We start from the raw sequence: 18,629 nt of genomic DNA on the forward strand, positions 1-18,629 counted from the left end.
TGTTTTAGCGGGCTTCTTTGATTATACATATTGTAGGCTAAGCAATTTTGATACAGCTAATCGTATTTTTAGCGTTTGGTATTAGTCTTTGGTCGCCATGGTAATGGTATAGGTCTTACCTTGTTTGATCTTTTCACTATTACCAAACACTTCGGTAAACGAGCGCTTCACAAACTGACGTAGGCCATTGATTGTCACCACATAAAAACGCCCACCTTTACGCATACGGGCATAGGCATCGAGGAAATATAAATAGTGCTGTTCTTTACCTACTTTGGCTGGCAAGTTTGACATTACCAAGCTAAAGTCTTTGTCTTTTGCCACATGGTTAAAGCCGTTCGATAAATGCACATCGACATTTTTTAGACCATTCTTCTCACAATTTAGGCGTGCATATTCTACCGCCATAAAATCTTTATCAATCAAGGTATGCAGACCGTTCGGACATTCACGCGCCGCCGTCATGCCAAGGACGCCATAGCCACAGCCCAAATCGATCGAATCGTCATCCGCTTCAAAATCAATATAATCAAGCAGCATCAAGCTACCATCATCGAGCTTTTGCGGTGAAAAAATGCCCCACGTGGTCGAAAAATCAAATGGCTTACCCAGTACGTCTTGGCGAAAATTAATGTCTTCGCGCCAGTGTTGGGCGCTCTTTAGTAGGTCAGCAGGTGGTCTATGGCTCATGAGATTCTCGGATAATGGATAAGTAAAAGGCGGTGCGCGATGGAATAAAACAGCGTAAACATTATGATGGGTATTGTAACGAGAAAAGAGCGGGTTTGCAGCTATCTATTTATGGAATCGTGGCAAGGTTTGAACAAGAGTAGAACGCGTCTTAAGTACTTTGTAATCAAGATAATATCTAAAACTAGTACACTAAAACCTAAAATTGGATAATTCTTTCTTATTTTCTTTTAGTACTTGCGCAATGAAGTCAGGGTCAACTTTTAAGAACAGTTCAATAACATCATGAATTCTCCAATAGTTATCTTCTGGGTTCTTAATTATAATCTGAAGATGCTCTTTCAATAGTGGAATATATTCATTAAAGTCATCATCAAGCACTAGTCGAAATATTTTATCAATTTGGAATAGTTGTGTATTAGATGCTTTAATTATAATAGACACAGGCTCAAATATCGCTTTTCTGGCTTGTTCTCCTTTACCTGCGTCTGATTGATTTGCCCAATAGCTAATAAATGCATATAGAACGTGTTTATAAGTCTCATCATATCCATATATACGATGCTGTATCATTCCTTGCAACTCATTCTCTACTAGCAGTTTTCTTAGAGTATCAAAACCTTCTTCGATACCCCAAGAGGTCAATAACCGTGCTGCCTGAAAAACGATATAATCATCTTCATGGGTCAAAAGATCAACAACACCTTTAATACGTTCGGGTGGTATGTCCTCAGGATCTAGATCTTCAGGCAACTCTGTGTAATCAACATCTGTTGGAATATCACGTAGTAATGAGTTAATGTGAGCTTCATTCATTGTATTATCCTGACATGAAAAAAGCATGTTCGGGTAACTCACCATTTTTCCTGTAACTTTTCATGACGGCCACCATTGCTCTTTGATAATGTGCCTCAGGAGCATAACCATCAATAGGCTTAATCAACCGACACGACATATCAAAGGTAAATGGCTCCATTCTATCCTTGTATAGTACAAAAATTCCATTAGAGACACATGACCCATTAAAAAACTCATATGTTATCTCATTACCATCTTCTTTAATGTTTTTGACTTCAACGTACATAGCATAACTCTTTGTTTATCAATATTACTATGATAAAAATTCTAACCTCTCGGATGATGCTCGGCATGCAATTTCTGCAATCTCGCTGTCGCCACATGGGTATAGATTTGCGTGGTTGATAAATCACTGTGTCCAAGCAATAACTGCACGCTACGTAAGTCTGCACCATGATTCAGTAGATGCGTGGCAAATGCGTGACGTAGCGTATGCGGTGATAGTTCCTTATCGATACTGGCCACTTTGGCGTATTTCTTAAGCAAGTACCAAAAATTCTGCCGCGTCATATAACCACCTTGCGCCGTCAAAAATACCGCTTGGCAATTTCCTGATTTTAAATGCGCAATCAAATCACCACGAGCATGCGTTAGATAATCTTCTAGCGCATCACTGGCATATTCGCCGAGTGGTACTAAGCGCGTTTTATTGCCTTTGCCCGTGATTTGCAGCCAGCCAGCGTTTAGATTTACTTGCTCTAATGAGAGATTAATCAACTCGCTCACCCGCAGACCGCAGGCATATAACACCTCTAACATGGCTTTATCACGCAGTCCGAGCGCGGTGCTGGTATCAGGCGCAGCAAGGAGATTATCGACATCTGCTTCTGCTAAGTCTTTGGGTAATGGACGACCAAGCTTTGGGCTTTTGATACGCTCGCAAGGATTGTCTTCACGCAGATTACTGGCAATCATCCACAGATAAAACTGCCGCAAGCTTGAGAGCATACGTGCTTGGGTACGTGGGGTTTTGCCATCTTGAGTAAGCGTTGATAAGCAGTGCAGCACGTCATCAGGCTGCCAGCGTGTCAGGGCAATAGGATTGGTCAGCTCGCATGAGCGCAGGTCGCGCACATACGCATTACGAGTACGAGTCGCTAGACCACGTGCCAACATGGCTTGACGAAACTCAGTCACATAACTGGGTTCGTCATCTACTGCCAGCGCCTTAGGTTGGCGCTGTTGCACGGCACGATCACGGCTCATAACTTGGTACTCGATGGGTGAATGTTAGATAAGCGTTAGACACCATAATGAAGTGACTTCAGCACTGCGAGCGACATGTAGAGGGTCTGTACCATCTTGGCTGCGACCATGTTTAGGTTGGGTGTCCAGACGATATTTTACCGCCAATCCAGCATCAGCAAACAAGCCTAATAACTCATCACGGGTGCGCAGTTGCAGGTGCTCAGCTAAGTCTGACATTATCAACCAAAGCTCTCCTTGCTCAGCTAAGTGCTGTTTGGCACCTTGCAATACCCCACGAAGCATCGTGCTCTTGGCATCATAAACGGCGTACTCAAGAGACGAGCTTGGCTTAGCAGGTAACCAAGGCGGATTACATACAATCAGATTGGCGAGTGGTGCATCAGTCGGATACAAATCCGCTTGCTGCAATTGTACGGCAGGTAACTCTAATCGTGTAAAATTCTCGTTGGCACAGGCCAAAGCACGTGGATTTAAATCCGTTGCTATCACTTGCGGAACACCGCGCTGCGCTAAGATAATAGCCAGCAATCCCGTGCCGGTACCGATGTCATAGGCGACATCATGGCTTGCTGGTAGCGGTGCATCGAGCAATAGCTGTACATATTCATGACGGGTTGGTGCAAACACACCATAATGCGGGAAAATTGATAACCCTAAGCTGTCTATTGGGACGCCTTTTTCGCGCCATCCTGCCGCACCAAGTGCGCCTTGCAAGTCACGAAACGACAGCACGCAAGACTCATCCATCGCCTTATCTAAAGGGCCAAAAGCTGCTGTACAGGCTGCACTGACATCGGGCGCGCGGCGTAGTTGGCTGACATAGTTGGCATCAAGCTCTAATAGCAAACGGCTTAATATGCGCGAACGCTGCGCTTGCAGTTGGCGCTGTTGATGAAATAAATTAGGTATTTCTTTAGAGCTGACTGAATCAGATTCTGTTATAGACTTAGCCGCTTTTTTTGCTTTACGCAGCTCAGAGCGCTCATTGGTACGATCTATGCGACGACCGAGCGCTTGTAGCAACTGGCGTGCATTATGAAAGTCGCCGCGCCATAGCAGTGAGCTGCCTTCGCACGCCAAGCGGTAAGCGTCATCAGCGGTCGTTGTATCATCGACCAATACAATGCTCGCAGGTGGCATATGATTGCTTTCAGACAACCAAAGGGCATTACGTAGAGTTTCGTTTTCTTGCCATTGTACATACTGCTTTTCTGTTTGTAACACGTAATAGCCTACCTTCTGTGAATGATACTTTGCTCGGAATACAAAGATATCTTTATATTGTTTATTGCGCTGTCAATGTTCTGCTGTGATCAATGCTTTGCTGCGGTCACTTGAGTGCATTTAAGCGCTTTTTTTCTTAACCAAATAACGATAAAGCGTGGCGCTGATTGGTGCATCCTCATCGCCAGTGACCATTATTTCATCGGGATCGACGTTTAGATTTACATTTTCAGCAAGCGTTTCTTGCTGCACAAGCTCATGTCCCAAATGACGACAAAAATTAGGAATGTCACGAGTGGTGGCTGGGTCGGTGGCGAGTATTTCAATCACCTCACCAGCATCAGCGTTACGGATGGTTCGATGCAGCATCATGACTGGCTCAGGGCAAATCAGCCCTTGAGTGTCTAAATGATGATTGATCGTCGTTTGTATGGTAGAAGTGCTCATAATAGTCATTTAAATCGATAATATAAGGTGAAAGTTTTTTGTGTCATTTATAAGTATGCTTTATGCTTCTTCAGCGGTTTCAGTGTTTTTTTCTGCTTCTAGAAAATTAAAAAAGCGCTTAAAGCTCACTTTAAATAAAAACGCCACACCTAGCCAACAGGACAATCCTAACCAGGCGGTATCAGCGAATAATAAGCCACCAACCAATATGATGGTCGATACGCCAATGCTCATGGCAATCATCGACGCTTGGTTTAATCGATAACGATAAATCACCAGCGCATCATAAATAGTAATAGGAATCGTAAGCGCAACCAAGGCATAAGGCAAGTTATAGAAAAGTTGATAAAGCAGTTGATTGTCATGAAAGGCTTTGATACTAGCAATGGTGCCAAAGACCATAAAGGCGAGAATAGCGGCATAAATGAGATAAATCGCTATTTGATTCGCTCGCTGAGCGCCTTTGATACGGGCGATGGCAAGCGGCGCAAAACCATGTTGCGATTTGTTTTGCAGGGAGTGGTCTGAGACAGTGGTCATAATAATCAGGTATTTATCCGTGTAGAGTGACGATATGTCAGAATTGGCGGTGTTTTAATTAAGAGTGTTTTAACAGCAGGTTTATCGCTGACTTAATCGGCCTTGATAGCGTCGATGGCGATACTGCTACTGGGGTCAGCGAAATAAGTCGACATCAGAATGCAGGCAGAGATATCATCAATTGGGTCGCGTTCATGCTTAATCCAACCATTCTCCCACGCGATCTCACGCGCTGCCACTGAGGTTAGACGCTCATCACACAGGCTCACGACCACTGGTAGATGCTGTTCCATGACTCGATGCGCCAGACGACGGGCAAATTTGTGCGCACGCTTAGACAGCATTGAGCTGCTGCCATCCATATTAAGTGGCAACCCAACCACCACTTTTGCTACGCCCCAGACTTTGATAATACCGAGCAGGTTATCCCAATCAGGCTGACCATTATTCATCGCTAAAATATCAAAGGCACGCGCAGTCTCGGTAATGGTGTTACCTAGCGCCATACCCATCTTTTTTACCCCGTAATCGAGCGCCAAAATAAGATGAGGCTTAATAGCGGGTTCCGCCACAGTAGTGTCAGCAGTTTCGATTTTAATGCTCGTATCAGACTCTACCATCATTATGCATACTTCCTATTTCTATTGGGCGTGATTCATTTAGCTTAACGGCTTTAATTTAAATGCAGCTTTAATTTAAAAGGATACTTTAGTAACCATAGTCAATCGTTAAGCATGACCAATATCACTGCTAAGGTAATCAAAGTTAACGCCAATCTTATCCGCGGCAATTTGCCAGCGTTCTTCGAATGGTGTATCAAACAATAAATTCAGATCAGCAGGACAGACCAGCCAATCGCCATTATTAAGTTCTTGATCGAGCTGTTTTTTACCCCAGCTGGCATGACCCAAGCACAACTGATAATGCCCAACGCCTTGACCTGCGGCGATACGTTTAAGGATATCTTGACTGGTGGTAATACAGACGTTTTCTGAGATTGCAAAAGACGATGCCCATTCTGGTTGACCCGTATGCAGCACAAAGCCAACCTCTGGATACATCGGGCCACCCTCTAATGCCACATCTTCCATCACTTGCGCATCCGTCACTTCAATGTCTAAATCTTCTAGCAGTTTGCCCACGCGTGCCTGCTCTAATGGACGATTGACCATCAGACCAAGTGCGCCATGTTTATCATGGCGGCAAATATAGATCAGCGCCTGCTCAAACCGTGGGTCTGACAGTTCTGGTGCCGCGATTAAAAAATGATGGGTCAAATTGGCTTTAGACATAGAGACAAACGCACCCTAATATTGAAGGTAAAATAACAGAAATGACACACCACTATATGGCGATACTGAGGTGAAAATCAACCAAAGCAAATATTTAGCAGTGATGAAACACAGCGCTGCACAACTGGTTGATGAATGACCAAGCCTTTATTTCACATCGGTCAATAAACTACGTGCATGGTCGCGGGTGACGTCAGTGATGATCACACCGCCAGACATGCGTGCCAGCTCGTCGACTTGCGCGCTATCGGTTAATATCAATAGCTCGCTTTCGGTCTGCTCGTCATGATGTTTTTGTACCAAGATATGCTGATGCGCTTGCGCCGCGACTTGTGCTTGGTGAGTAATGGCCAGTAGCTGCTGCGTCTGCCCAAGCGCGCGCAGTAGCTCACCGACCACTTGCGCCGTGCCGCCACTGATACCCACGTCGACTTCATCGAATACTAGCATGGGTTTTGCGGCATTATTATCGGCATTGGTTGCTTGCAGTACTTGCATCACCAGTGCCATTCGTGACAGCTCACCGCCTGAGGCAATCTTATGTAGCGGCTGCATCGGCATACCGACATTGGCGCTAAATAATAAATCAATATCATAGCAACCTTGCGCACTATATTGGCTAGCATCGGCTTTTTTGGTAAAGACAAACTCGCAGCGGGCGTTGGGTAGCGCGAGCGGTTGTAGCTGCTGCATTAATTGTTTGCTGACGATCGGCGCGGCTTTCGAGCGCTCTTTATTTAACTGAGTGGCGAATGCAAGATAGTCTTGCCAAGCCTGTTCAATTTGTGCCGCCATCGCATCACTGCTTGGCTCGTTTTCTAGCTGCTCTAATTGCGCTTCCCACCCCTTTGCTTCATCGATTAAGTCGCTCGTTGGCAAGCTATGTTTACGTGATAAGCGATGTCCTAAGCTGATAAGACTGTCTAATGTCTGCAAACGCTCAGGATCAGGCAATTGTTGCTCAGCATAATCTGACAGTAAGCCTGTTACCTCAGTAATTTGTTGCTGTGCTAAATGCAGCTGTTCGGAGGCTTGCTCAAAAGTTTGGCTGACACTCATTTGGTTATCACAAAGCTTGATCGCTTGCCCAAGCAAGGTCATGACGTCTGGCTCATCCGTGTCATTATCAAGAAGATGTAAGCCATGACTGGCCTCGATCATCAAAGCTTCGATATTAGACAGCTCTTCGTGCTCCGCTTCAACTTCTGCATAATCAACCGCCAATAACGGCGCAATATCAGCAAGTTGGCTTTGCAATAGTTGCATACGGTCTTGGCGCTGTGCCTCACGGCTCGCAATGTCGTCAGCACGGCGTTTGAGCTGCTGATAGGTTTGATAGCTACTGGCAGTTTGTAAAGCTAGAGACGTAATTTGCGCCATCTCGTCCAACCATTGCACCACAAACTGCGGCTTGAGGAGCGCTTGCTGAGCGTGCTGACTATGGATATTAACTAACAATGCACCTAAGCTTTTGAGCTCTGCCAAGCTGACAGGCGTGCCATTTAACCACGCTTTTGAGCGTCCGGTATTGCTGAGCTGACGACGAATGAGGACTTCAGGTTCTTCTAGTGCTCTATCATTTTTGGCAAACCAATCAGCAATTACGGTATTGTTTTCTACGTCAAACTGCGCATAAATATCGGCTTGCGCCGCCCCGTGTCTGACCATCGCACTGTCTGCGCGCTCGCCGACACATAAAGACAGCGCATCGAGTAAGAGCGATTTGCCAGCACCGGTCTCACCCGTGATGACATTGAAGCCTTCAGCCACACTCAGCTCATGCTGAGCGATCAACGCAAACTGATGTAAAGTTAATGATACTAGCATCAATGCCTCTCATGACAGACAATAGACTTCATATACATCTCAAGAAGCCATATATAAAATAGGGTAGATAAGGGAATGAAATTATTCATTTAACCGTGTTAATGAGATAAATATTATAGGCAAATAGTATGGTGTTAAACGCGCTTAAATACAAACTTTCAAGCGATGTATAATAGATTTTATTATTGGAAGATTACCATAAAACTGTCGAAAACTGGCTATGAGTCATCATCATAATATTCACAATATCAATCATTAAGATGACTAAGCCTGTCAAAATGATGGCGTTAGACTAAGAATGGTTGCGGATCAAATGTATAAAAAAAGCCCCATTATAGTGATAAGGTGCTGACTCAAAAAAAGATGAGTAAGTAAGTTTAAGATTCGCATCAAACAGCATTTTCCTAGTCGCTTTAACAAACTTTATAGATATAATGTGGTAGCATAATCTCACATAATGATAAACTCTTCTGATTAGATTAGTGCAGTGTAATACACGATAACGAGTCATAATTTTGTAAAATGATAGGCGTATAGTTGGAAGAGTATGCCACTCGGTCATTATTCTAAAGTATTTTCATAGAACCTGTGGCTAGCTCTAGCGCACAGATATCTAGTATAGAAGGATACAGTACGTAGTACAGAAGTGTCGGTTAACGACGCAACTCTGGCGGTACTCTAACCAATTACTTATTTTTTAGTTTCGTAATGATTATTTGATAAGGAAGCCACTATGACAGCGGCGCAATTTACTAATGTAACAGTCAATGCTCAAGCGACGATATCTTATGATGGTCGTTGTTCAAGCCACACTATTATGTTCGAAGATGGTCGACATAAAACATTGGGCGTTATCTTGCCTTGTGATAATTTGGTTGAGCATTATCATTTTAGCACCAATACCTCCGAGCGTATCGAAATCACGGGCGGTGAATGTGAGGTTAAAATTAATGGTGACGAAGAATTCAGCTATTACCGCGCTGGTCAATCATTCGTGGTTGAAGGCAATAGTGGTTTTAATTTGCGAACAGAAGAAATTGTTCAATATATTTGCCACTTAGAAGGGTAAGTTTGCTAAAGCTGTTATTAAGTGATTGATGACAGCAAAGAGCCTTTTACTCAAAAAAAGAAAAACCTTATCGGATTGGTAAGGTTTTTCTTTTTCTACTGATATTATTTATATGCAGATATCCATTTATTGATACAATTACTGTCATCTCTTTTTATCGCCTAGTTTTTATCATATAGCGCGATACCCACTTTATAATCAATAGGCCTATTATGGCAAAACCTACCTATTTTTATGGCATTCATGCGATTGATGCCTTACTCGAATATCGTCCTTTAGATGGGCTAAGCTTGTTTGTGCAGCAAGGTCGTGAGACTGATAGCCATGTACAAGCGATCATGGCGCAAGCACGTGACAATGGTATCAGTATCCAACCCACGCAAAAAGACAAACTCACGCAATTGTGTGGCAGCCCGCAGCACCAAGGCGTGGTGCTAAATGCGCGTCCTCTAGGCTTTGCTGATGAAGGCTTGCTTGCTACCCTTGCTGGGCGTGACCAATGCTTATTACTGGTCTTGGATCAAATTACGGATGCGCATAACTTTGGTGCTTGCTTGCGTACCGCCGTGGCGATGGGTGTGGATGCCGTGGTTTGTCCGAAACATCATGCGGCAAGTCTGACACCAACAGTGGCTAAAGTATCGGTCGGTGCAGCAGAGATGATGCCGATTATTAGTGTTACGAATTTGGCACGTACGCTCACGCAAATCAAAAATGCCGGGGTATTTGTGTTTGGTACGGCTCTTAATGCGGATGCCAAACCTATTCATGCTGCTGATCTGACTGGCAAAACAGCCATTATCATGGGTTCAGAAGGTGAGGGGATGCGTCGCCTGACTATGGAGAGCTGTGATGAGCTGGTGTATATTCCGATGTCAGGAAATGAGCATGGCAACCTTCAAAGTCTAAATGTGAGTGTTGCCACTGGTATGGCGCTGTATGAAGTCAATCGACAGCGTACTTTAGCTGTTGGGCAAGCTTAAGATAGTCTTGGTGTAATGGCGCTAGTTGCACATACAGAGCCGCAAGATCACTTTCGTTGAGCACCACATCATCTGCATGACGATTACGCTCTTCGCGGCTCAGCTGATTCACCATGATGGCCTTGATTTTTTGTATACTTTGTTCGTCGCGCTGACTGGCACGCGCAATCTGCGTATCCTCGGTGGCATCCATTACTAAGATACGTTGGCATAAATTGGCAAGCCCTGCTTCTGCTGCTTCAATAAGTAGAGGCGCTGACAATATCACGTAAGGCGAAGTACTGGTAGCCAACTGTGCTTTTGCTGCTTCGCGTATCGCTGGGTGGGTGATTGCTTCTAACTCAATCAATGCCTCAGGATGTGAAAAGACGTGCGTTCTTACTGCCACTCGATCCATTGATCCATCACTATTCAACACCCAATCACCAAATTTTTTCTGGATTTTGTGCAGAGTGGTGCTACCTTTAGCGACGATTTCATGGGCAATCACATCCGCATCGATAATATCAATGCCTTGCTCAGCGAACCAAGCACTCGCAGCGGACTTACCACTACCGATACCACCCGTTAAGCCAACTACTAAGGTTTTACTTTTCTTTTGCGGGGTCTGGGGCTTATGAGAATAAGGTGAAGATGCTTGTTTTGACATAATAATGACTTATCTGCTCGATATAATGACAGTGATGGTTATAAGCTAAGAAAGTATTTTGGTGCCTATTTTAAGATTTGGTGTCTGTTTAAAAAGGAGCGACCGAAATACTTTCTAGAACAATTTAGTAAGTATACATGCCGAGATACCAGTTGACGATATCTGAGCCATATAATAAAGCAACAATACCAGCGATAGCGATATAAGGACCAAAGGCAAACGGCTTGCTTTCACCCTGTTTCTTCATCAAAATAATCCCAACAATTGAGCCTAATAGAGAAGACAATAAAATAATCAATGGCAACATCATGGGCCCAAGCCAAGCACCTAATACTGCCAATAATTTGAAATCTCCCTGCCCCATACCATGCTTTTTAGTGATTAGATAAAATATCTTAACCACTATCCACAATGACAAAAATCCTAGCAATAAGCCCCAAATTGACTGGGTAGGTGAGACAAACCAGCCTTGTGAATTCACTGCTAATCCTAAACCCGCTAATGGAAAGGTCAAGCGATCAGGCAGTAATTGGGTATCAAAATCAATACCAGTTAATGCAACCAGCGTCCATACCAAAATCAGGGCTGACAAGCCAGCTGCAGTTACGCCAAACTGATAAATTACTAACATTGATAGTAGGGCTGTTGCTAGCTCAACCAGTGGATAACGTAGTCCAATCGCAGCTTCACATTCTGAGCAACGGCCACGTAGTATTAACCAGCTAATTAATGGTATGTTTTCGTACCACTTTATTTTGTGGGCGCAATGAGGGCAGCGTGAGGCTGGTCGACTCAAAGTAATCGGCTGGTCAGCTGCTACGATATTTGTTAGGGGCAGAGTGTGTTCGCGAGGCATGTCTGCTTGTTCTGACATAAACTGGCTGCACTCTTGTCGCCAGCTATAAACCATCATCAGCGGAATACGGTGGATCACCACATTTAAAAAACTGCCAACACAAAGACCTAATAGGCCGAATATGCCTAAAGCGATAGGCATATTATCTTGTAATAACTCTATAAATTGCATGAACAAGCTGTCCTTTAGTTAGCTTTTAGCCTACTACTGCGCCCATCTGGAAAATCGGTAAATACATGGCAATCACCAGGCCACCGATCAATACGCCTAAGACTGCCATAATCAAAGGTTCCATCAAGCTGGTCAACCCATCAACAGCGTTATCTACTTCATTTTCATAGTAGACGGCAACTTTGTCTAACATCTCTTCCAAACTACCGGATTCTTCACCAATGCCAACCATTTGAATGGCTAAGCTTGGGAAAAGGTTGGTCGAGCGTATTGAAAACTGTAATTGTTGACCAGTAGAAACATCATTTTTGATTTGCTGAGTGGCATTATAAAATACAACATTATTAGTGGCACCAGCTGTAGAGTCGAGGGCATCAATAAGTGGCACGCCCGCAGCAAAGGTCGTCGATAGTGTACGAGCGAAACGTGCGATAATCGCTTGATAGGCAATATTGCCAAATATTGGTGCTTTTAAAACCGCACGGTCTAAGAAGTCACGGAATTTCTTAGAGCGTTTTTTCGTCTCTGAAAAGCCAATGATAGTACCGCCAATAATAATAATTAAAATAAACCACCATGCTTGCATCCACTCAGACATATTGACAACCATTTGGGTAAAAGCAGGCAGCTCTGCACCAAAAGATTCAAATAAACCAGAAAATACAGGTACTACTTTAATTAGCAGGATGATAGTCACAATAATAGCAACGACGATAACCGCGATAGGGTACTTCATTGCTTTCTTAATTTTGGCTTTAAGTAATTCACTTTTTTCTTTATAGGTAGCAACGCGTTCAAGCATGGTTTCCAGTGCACCTGACTGCTCACCAGAATCGATGAGTGAACAAAACAGATCGTCAAAATAACGTGGGTGCTTGCGTAATGCTGAAGCAAAAGTCCCACCCGCTTCAATGTCCGATTTTATTTGTAATACCAGATCTTTCATACTGGGATTATCAAGTGAGTCAGCAACAATCTCAAAGGATTGGGTCAATGGTACGCCCGCTTTCATCATGGTCGCCATTTGCCGAGAAAAAATAGCAATATCAATAGGTTTGATGGATTTCTTGAAAGTGTAAAGCGGCTTCGGTTTTTTCTTAATACCTTTGACACTGATACCTTGTTTGCGTAAAGTCGCTTTTGCCAACTCTAAGCTACGGCTGGTGGTCTCCCCTTTTACTTTTTGTCCGCGTCGATTCACCCCATCATAGACAAAGTCTAACAGCATGTCGGTCTTCGCTTTTGCCATGTTACTACCCTCAAAGTATTGTCTAATATAGATATTGCAAAGATGTACAACGATGCCTGACTCATTACATAAAAAAGGCATACTTTATTTTAACGTAAAAAACCAGTATAACTCTGTTTTATATTTAAGTATATCTGGTAGAGATTATTGCTGATTTATAAAAGTCCGTACAATTAACGCCCATCATCTCAGTCCTCATATAAATAATGGCATTACTCATATAAGGACAGTTTTAAATTTCCAAACACCCTTTTATCAGTGCATTACTAAAAGCTGTTTTTTCGACAATTCAACATTAAAAAGTAGTTGGTTTAGTCACTTCAAACGTTCCTCTTTAGTGATCAGCAGTGTCTGTATTTTTGTGCGTATGCAACATACGCATAGCCAGTATGTTTACTCAGAAGTGACGCGCATCATTTCTTGAATACTGGTTACGCCTTGTAAAACTTTTAAAATCCCAGAGCGACGCAGGTCTCGGAAGCCATTTTTAAGTGCAGCGTCTTTGATATCTATCGCGTTACCGTCTTCCATGATGATGCGTGAGATATCAGGGCTGACTTTCATGACTTCATAGATACCGACTCGTCCTTTATAACCTTCACGGCATTCATTACAGCCTACTGGCTCGTGAATGATGTTGTCTGGATTGTCCAAATCAGCGTCTGTAAAGCCGAGCTCAAGCAGACTTTGCTTAGGGATGTTAATAGGTTTTTTGCAGTTTTTACACAAACGTCGTGCTAGGCGCTGGGCAATGACCAAGTTCACTGAAGTCGCGATATTAAAGGAGGCCACACCCATGTTACGCAGCCGCGTCAGTGTTTCAGGTGCTGAGTTGGTATGTAGGGTTGAGAGCACCATGTGCCCTGTTTGCGCTGCTTTAATTGCAATTTCAGCAGTTTCAAGGTCACGAATCTCACCAACCATGACAATATCAGGATCTTGGCGTAAAAAAGATTTGAGGGCATTTGCGAAAGTTAGACCCACTTTTGGATTGACGTTGACTTGATTGATCCCCTCCAAGTTAATCTCCACTGGATCTTCAGCAGTGGATATGTTGGTCGCGCCAGTATTTAAAATATTAATACCAGTATAAAGCGACACGGTCTTACCAGAACCAGTTGGTCCCGTGATAAGCAACATACCTTGCGGTTTATGCAGTGCCTCTAAAAACATATCTTTCTGATCAGGTTCATAGCCGAGCGCTTCAATACCCAACATTGCTGAAGAGGGATCCAAAATACGAAGTACAAGTTTTTCGCCAAATAGGGTAGGTAGACAGCTTACTCGAAAGTCGATGGCTTTATCTTTAGATATCTTGAGCTTGATACGTCCATCTTGTGGCACACGGCGCTCTGAAATATCCATCTGCGACATGACTTTTAAACGGGCCGCAATTTTCCCAGCCAGTTGTACAGGTGGATTGGCCATTTTTTGCATCACCCCATCGACACGAAAGCGAACGCGATAGGTTTTTTCATAGGGCTCAAAGTGCAAGTCAGAGGCACCCATACGAATGGCATCAACCAGCATTTTATTGACAAATTTTACAACGGGTGCTTCCTCGACACCATCACTAAGCTTGGTCTCGCCTTCCTCTTCTTCACCTTCATCAAAGCCAACATTTAAATCGCTATCAGAGAAGCTATCAAAATTTTGCATAGCATCAGCGTAAAGACTTTCAATACGCTTTTTTAACTTATCTTCTTCGACGACAATAGTTTCAATAGACAGCCGTGAATTAAAAGCAATAGCGTCAATTGCATCCACACGAGTTGGATCACTCAATGCGACGAATAAACGCTGTCCTCGTTTGAATAGTGGCAACGCATTAAATTTACGAACGATTTTTTCATCTACTAAGTCTTTTGGAATGACATCAATATGTAAGGCATCAAGGTCGAAAAGAGGATCACCAAAAGCTTGTGACAACATCTGCGCAAGATGATAAGCATCTGCCAATTTATTGTCGACTAGGTAGGACACTAGTCCTACTTGTTGCTGTTGCGATTCGGTCTGCGCGATTTTCATATTCGCTTCGCTGACGATACCTTCGCTGATTAGCTGGTGCGCTAAACCACCATATTTGCTCGTGGTGATAGACATTACGACTTCTCCTTAATACCCAATATGCTATATATTTGTCTAAAATCCATATACTTCTGAGAGCCACTTACTATTATAATTTTTAACAAATACCTGCTGTAAGTCATTGTTAGCCTTTGGGCTATTTATTAGTAACAGTCAATGCAGAGATGCTCTTATAAGAGATTTAGCAGAGAAAGCGTTTTAATAGTGTAGGTTATCAGTAGCTTGGTCATTAGATTATTGATAATGTTCTGTTATATATAGACACAATACTATAAAACATTACTTGAGTTTAAAGATTTTATATGGACGATTGAGTGTTTGACCCAAAAAATCATAGCTTGAGACAATGTCTAGGGCATATCCTCAATTTAATAGACTATCCTCTAAATAAGCTGAAAATGGCTGAATTTTGCCAAACATCGTTAAATAGCCTATCAATATCTGCGCTACTTTCCTTGTTTGACAGTAATTTATCTCATTTTTATCATTATTTTTTAGAGTGAGGACACGCCCTAGTCAATATTTGCATTGACTGTCTGTTTTTCTGCTGGCGGCAGCATACTATAGCACTTGAGAATTATTTGTTATACTGGCGCGCATATTAGCCAAATTGGCAAGAATAGATGAAACAAGGTAGATGAGTATGCAAGCTTGGGTAATTGGTAATTGGAAACAAAATCCAGCAACGAGTCACGACGTCGATTTATTGTTGAATAATTTGTTGACTACGATTGATGCTAAAGAGCAAGCCGACACAGAACGGTCAAGTAGTCGCTGTCAGTTGATGGTGGCACCAAGCTGTATTCATCTGGCAGCTGTCAGTGCGCGTTTAGCTGGTAGTTCGATATTGAGTGCAGCGCAAGACGTCAGTGCGCATAGTGCCAGTGTTGGCGCTTATACGGGTGATTGCTCAGCACAGCAAATAGCAGACGCTGGGGCAACTTGGACGATACTGGGTCATTCTGAGCGTCGCCAGTATCATAGCGAGTCTCACGATACGTTATTGCAGAAAGTGACTCACGCACTCACCCAAGGTTTGGGCGTGGTATTTTGTATTGGCGAAACTCAGGCTCAATATGATGATAAGCAAACCCTTGACGTAATTGACACTCAGTTATCAGTAATAAAAGAAGTGATTACTATCCAACCAGATCTCATGTCATCACTATCTAATCGACTGATCATTGCTTATGAGCCAGTGTGGGCGATTGGTACTGGCAAAGTCCCAACCGTGAGCGAAGTCAGTCAAACGCATCAGCATATTAAGCAAACCATCACAGGCTTTGCAGAATCACTAAAGATAATGAGTGTGCTATATGGTGGTAGTGTCAATGCGGACAATGCCGATAGCTTCGCTGCAGATCCTATGATTGATGGGGCATTGGTTGGCGGCGCATCATTAAAGGTAGAGAGTTTTTTGGCAATTGCCAATGCCTTTAGTCGAGCTAAAGACTAGTCAATAAAGATAAAACGTGCATTTCATGGCGGTCTCGATTATAAAATGTCTTTATCAGTTGGCAAAAGTAGGTTTAACAGTGCCCTTGCAATCGTGTACAATGCGCCTTATTTATATAATCGATTTGGCAGCATTACCCGTCAATTGCTATTCCTATTAACCGTAAGATTTATTTTCCGTTATCAGTCGTCATTACGCGGCAAAAGAGGCCACCATGTTTACGTTTATATTAGCCCTGCATATTATCGTGGCGATTGCCATGATCGGCTTGATTTTGATACAGCATGGTAAAGGGGCAGACGCTGGAGCTTCTTTTGGCGCTGGCTCGTCAGGTACGGTCTTTGGTGCGGCAGGAACAGCGAACTTTTTAACGCGTGCGACAGCAGTATTAACAGTGATATTTTTTATCACCAGTATGACGCTAGCCGTTCATGCGCGCAAACAGGCTGAAGATCAGTTCCGTTTAGATGCACCTGTGTCAGCACCACAAACGCCGCGTCCATTGACACAGAATCCTCAATAACTGTACTTTAAAGACACTTGCCTTTACTAGCTGTCTTTAGTCATTGCCTTTTAATTGAGGCAGCTCTTGCTATTTTAAGGCGTTAGATTTACAATGCTTTTCTGTTTTAGCAGTCTGATTCTATCGATGCCTACCTTAAGCATCTATTATGATAGATTAGATGGTAATAGTAGAGCAGTGAAAAATGCGATTGTGGTGGAATGGTAGACACGCCATCTTGAGGGGGTGGTGGCGCAAGCTGTGGGGGTTCAAGTCCCCCCAATCGCACCAAGTTTTTAAAGTTGTAACGTATTAAGTACGGCGTTAGTAATATAGGTAAGAAATTTAGTTTAATTTATTTAAAATAAAGATTGACACTTATATAAAACCCCCATATAATACGCACCATAGATTGATGCGGGGTGGAGCAGTCTGGTAGCTCGTCGGGCTCATAACCCGAAGGTCGTTGGTTCAAATCCAGCCCCCGCTACCACTTTTTATACTGATGTTTTGTACACTAAATTTGTCAGTAACGATTAGCCCACCATTATGTTTGTGGGTTTTTTTGTATCTGACGGTCAGTGGTATCGCGGTATCTATCCTACTTATGCTAAGCTCTAGTTCTATAGAGTGCGATATTATTCGTTATTGGTTGTCACCTGCCGCTATCGGCGCGCTGCTTCTTAAGCACACTATCCTTTATTCCTCACTCCTTTATCGATAGTACTGCTTTGTGAATAATAAAAGCATTGTCTGGCTGAGCTTGATGTTTTTTGTGCTCATCCCTATATAAGCGCATATCATATAAAATAATATGTTTGTGATTTAAGATAATATAATGACTGTGTCTCTTACTAATAAATAAATTCCATGAGTGAGCGACAATTACGCGGTTTACTAAGTACGATAGATACGTGAATAGGAAAAGATAAATAGATTATGAAGCTTTCAACCAAAGTTACAGAACTGACCAATATTATTGCTCCTGCCGTCGCGGCTTGCGATGTGGCATTATGGGGTATCGAGTTTGCACCGCAAGGTAATCGCTCTTTATTACGCATTTATATTGAGGCATTGCCAGAAGAGCAGGCCCAAAATAAACAAGTAACCATTGAAAACTGTGCAGCAGTGAACCATCAAGTGAGCGGTATTCTTGAGGTTCATGATCCGATTGCTGGTGAGTTTATCTTAGAAGTCTCTTCACCAGGTTTCGACCGTGCATTCTTTTCAGATGAGCAGATGCATGCCTATGTTGGTCAAACCGTCAGCTTGCGTTTAATACAAGCGATTGGTGAAGGTGATCAAAAACGCCGCAAAGCGACAGGTACTTTAGATAGTATTGATGCAAATGTCTTAAATCTGACATCAAGCGATGGTCAGCAGTTTGAGATTGCGCTGAGTAATATTGATAAAGCCAATTTGATTTATGAAGATGCCTAAGCTTTTGTACAGCTTGGTTTGATTTGAAAACTTGAAGTAACAAATCATCCATCAGCATTTTAATATCCAAACAGCTTAT

Annotated in this window: 19 protein-coding genes and 2 tRNA genes; 7 read left to right on the forward strand and 14 right to left on the reverse strand. The window is 43.0% G+C overall.

Annotated elements, in window-relative coordinates; genetic code table 11:
* Positions 1–81 precede the first annotated feature (81 nt).
* The 10 genes from JFC08_RS09125 to recN form a co-directional block, all read right to left on the reverse strand.
* Positions 82–690 carry a class I SAM-dependent methyltransferase gene (locus tag JFC08_RS09125; protein ID WP_198330472.1) on the reverse strand — a complete coding sequence of 203 codons (609 nt, stop codon included), beginning with the start codon at positions 688–690 and terminating at the stop codon, positions 82–84.
* 192 nt (positions 691–882) lie between these two features.
* Positions 883–1,506, reverse strand: a complete 624-nt coding sequence (locus JFC08_RS09130) for a hypothetical protein (protein WP_198330473.1) — start codon at positions 1,504–1,506, stop codon at positions 883–885.
* A 4-nt stretch (positions 1,507–1,510) separates the two neighbouring features.
* The gene (locus tag JFC08_RS09135) at positions 1,511–1,774 is read right to left on the reverse strand and encodes a hypothetical protein (protein ID WP_055123708.1); all 264 of its coding nucleotides are present in this window, start codon (positions 1,772–1,774) and stop codon (positions 1,511–1,513) included.
* A gap of 41 nt (positions 1,775–1,815) precedes the next feature.
* Positions 1,816–2,754 carry a site-specific tyrosine recombinase XerD gene (gene xerD / locus JFC08_RS09140; protein WP_198330474.1) on the reverse strand — a complete coding sequence of 313 codons (939 nt, stop codon included), beginning with the start codon at positions 2,752–2,754 and terminating at the stop codon, positions 1,816–1,818.
* A gap of 24 nt (positions 2,755–2,778) precedes the next feature.
* Positions 2,779–3,981 carry a methyltransferase gene (locus tag JFC08_RS09145; RefSeq protein ID WP_198330475.1) on the reverse strand — a complete coding sequence of 401 codons (1,203 nt, stop codon included), beginning with the start codon at positions 3,979–3,981 and terminating at the stop codon, positions 2,779–2,781.
* A 120-nt stretch (positions 3,982–4,101) separates the two neighbouring features.
* The gene (gene tusA, locus JFC08_RS09150) at positions 4,102–4,428 is read right to left on the reverse strand and encodes a sulfurtransferase TusA (RefSeq protein WP_198330476.1); all 327 of its coding nucleotides are present in this window, start codon (positions 4,426–4,428) and stop codon (positions 4,102–4,104) included.
* A gap of 60 nt (positions 4,429–4,488) precedes the next feature.
* A complete protein-coding gene (locus JFC08_RS09155; protein WP_198330477.1) occupies positions 4,489–4,968 on the reverse strand; it encodes a hypothetical protein in 480 nt (159 codons plus the stop codon).
* A gap of 92 nt (positions 4,969–5,060) precedes the next feature.
* Positions 5,061–5,588: a Holliday junction resolvase RuvX gene (ruvX, locus tag JFC08_RS09160; RefSeq protein WP_198330502.1), complete on the reverse strand. Its 528-nt coding sequence runs from the start codon at positions 5,586–5,588 to the stop codon at positions 5,061–5,063.
* A gap of 108 nt (positions 5,589–5,696) precedes the next feature.
* Positions 5,697–6,260: a YqgE/AlgH family protein gene (locus JFC08_RS09165; RefSeq protein ID WP_045443003.1), complete on the reverse strand. Its 564-nt coding sequence runs from the start codon at positions 6,258–6,260 to the stop codon at positions 5,697–5,699.
* Between the two features lie 147 nt (positions 6,261–6,407).
* Positions 6,408–8,087 (reverse strand): DNA repair protein RecN, encoded by a 1,680-nt coding sequence (recN, locus tag JFC08_RS09170; RefSeq protein WP_198330478.1) that lies wholly within the window; start codon positions 8,085–8,087, stop codon positions 6,408–6,410.
* A 733-nt stretch (positions 8,088–8,820) separates the two neighbouring features.
* Here recN and ppnP point away from each other — a divergent pair.
* Both ppnP and rlmB read left to right on the forward strand, forming a co-directional pair.
* The gene (gene ppnP, locus JFC08_RS09175) at positions 8,821–9,156 is read left to right on the forward strand and encodes a pyrimidine/purine nucleoside phosphorylase (RefSeq protein WP_198330479.1); all 336 of its coding nucleotides are present in this window, start codon (positions 8,821–8,823) and stop codon (positions 9,154–9,156) included.
* Positions 9,157–9,368: 212 nt separating this feature from the next.
* The gene (gene rlmB, locus JFC08_RS09180; protein ID WP_198330480.1) at positions 9,369–10,139 is read left to right on the forward strand and encodes a 23S rRNA (guanosine(2251)-2'-O)-methyltransferase RlmB; all 771 of its coding nucleotides are present in this window, start codon (positions 9,369–9,371) and stop codon (positions 10,137–10,139) included.
* Here the strand turns inward: rlmB and coaE are convergent.
* The 4 genes from coaE to pilB all read right to left on the reverse strand — a co-directional run bounded on the left by coaE (position 10,102) and on the right by pilB (position 15,167).
* Positions 10,102–10,788: a dephospho-CoA kinase gene (gene coaE / locus JFC08_RS09185; protein ID WP_198330481.1), complete on the reverse strand. Its 687-nt coding sequence runs from the start codon at positions 10,786–10,788 to the stop codon at positions 10,102–10,104. The genes rlmB and coaE overlap by 38 nt on opposite strands.
* 124 nt (positions 10,789–10,912) lie before the next feature.
* Positions 10,913–11,815 carry a prepilin peptidase gene (locus tag JFC08_RS09190; RefSeq protein WP_198330482.1) on the reverse strand — a complete coding sequence of 301 codons (903 nt, stop codon included), beginning with the start codon at positions 11,813–11,815 and terminating at the stop codon, positions 10,913–10,915.
* A 25-nt stretch (positions 11,816–11,840) separates the two neighbouring features.
* Positions 11,841–13,064 carry a type II secretion system F family protein gene (locus tag JFC08_RS09195; RefSeq protein ID WP_045443014.1) on the reverse strand — a complete coding sequence of 408 codons (1,224 nt, stop codon included), beginning with the start codon at positions 13,062–13,064 and terminating at the stop codon, positions 11,841–11,843.
* Positions 13,065–13,457: 393 nt separating this feature from the next.
* Entirely contained in the window at positions 13,458–15,167 is a 1,710-nt protein-coding gene (gene pilB, locus JFC08_RS09200) for a type IV-A pilus assembly ATPase PilB (RefSeq protein ID WP_198330483.1), read from the reverse strand.
* A gap of 628 nt (positions 15,168–15,795) precedes the next feature.
* Between pilB and tpiA the strand changes: the two genes are divergently transcribed.
* From tpiA to rimP, 5 genes are all read left to right on the forward strand, one after another.
* On the forward strand, positions 15,796–16,608 hold the full coding sequence (gene tpiA, locus JFC08_RS09205; protein WP_087814885.1) for a triose-phosphate isomerase: 813 nt from the start codon (positions 15,796–15,798) through the stop codon (positions 16,606–16,608).
* A gap of 214 nt (positions 16,609–16,822) precedes the next feature.
* Entirely contained in the window at positions 16,823–17,131 is a 309-nt protein-coding gene (gene secG / locus JFC08_RS09210) for a preprotein translocase subunit SecG (protein WP_025652589.1), read from the forward strand.
* Between the two features lie 186 nt (positions 17,132–17,317).
* Positions 17,318–17,401: transfer RNA gene (locus JFC08_RS09215), tRNA-Leu, on the forward strand.
* Positions 17,402–17,526: 125 nt separating this feature from the next.
* A tRNA-Met gene (locus tag JFC08_RS09220) sits at positions 17,527–17,603 on the forward strand.
* Positions 17,604–18,049: 446 nt separating this feature from the next.
* Complete coding sequence (rimP, locus tag JFC08_RS09225; RefSeq protein ID WP_045454872.1) at positions 18,050–18,550, forward strand: ribosome maturation factor RimP; 501 nt, start codon at positions 18,050–18,052, stop codon at positions 18,548–18,550.
* Positions 18,551–18,629 lie beyond the last annotated feature (79 nt).

The organism is Psychrobacter cibarius (assembly GCF_016107535.1).
GTDB classification, from domain to species: Bacteria; Pseudomonadota; Gammaproteobacteria; order Pseudomonadales; family Moraxellaceae; genus Psychrobacter; species Psychrobacter cibarius.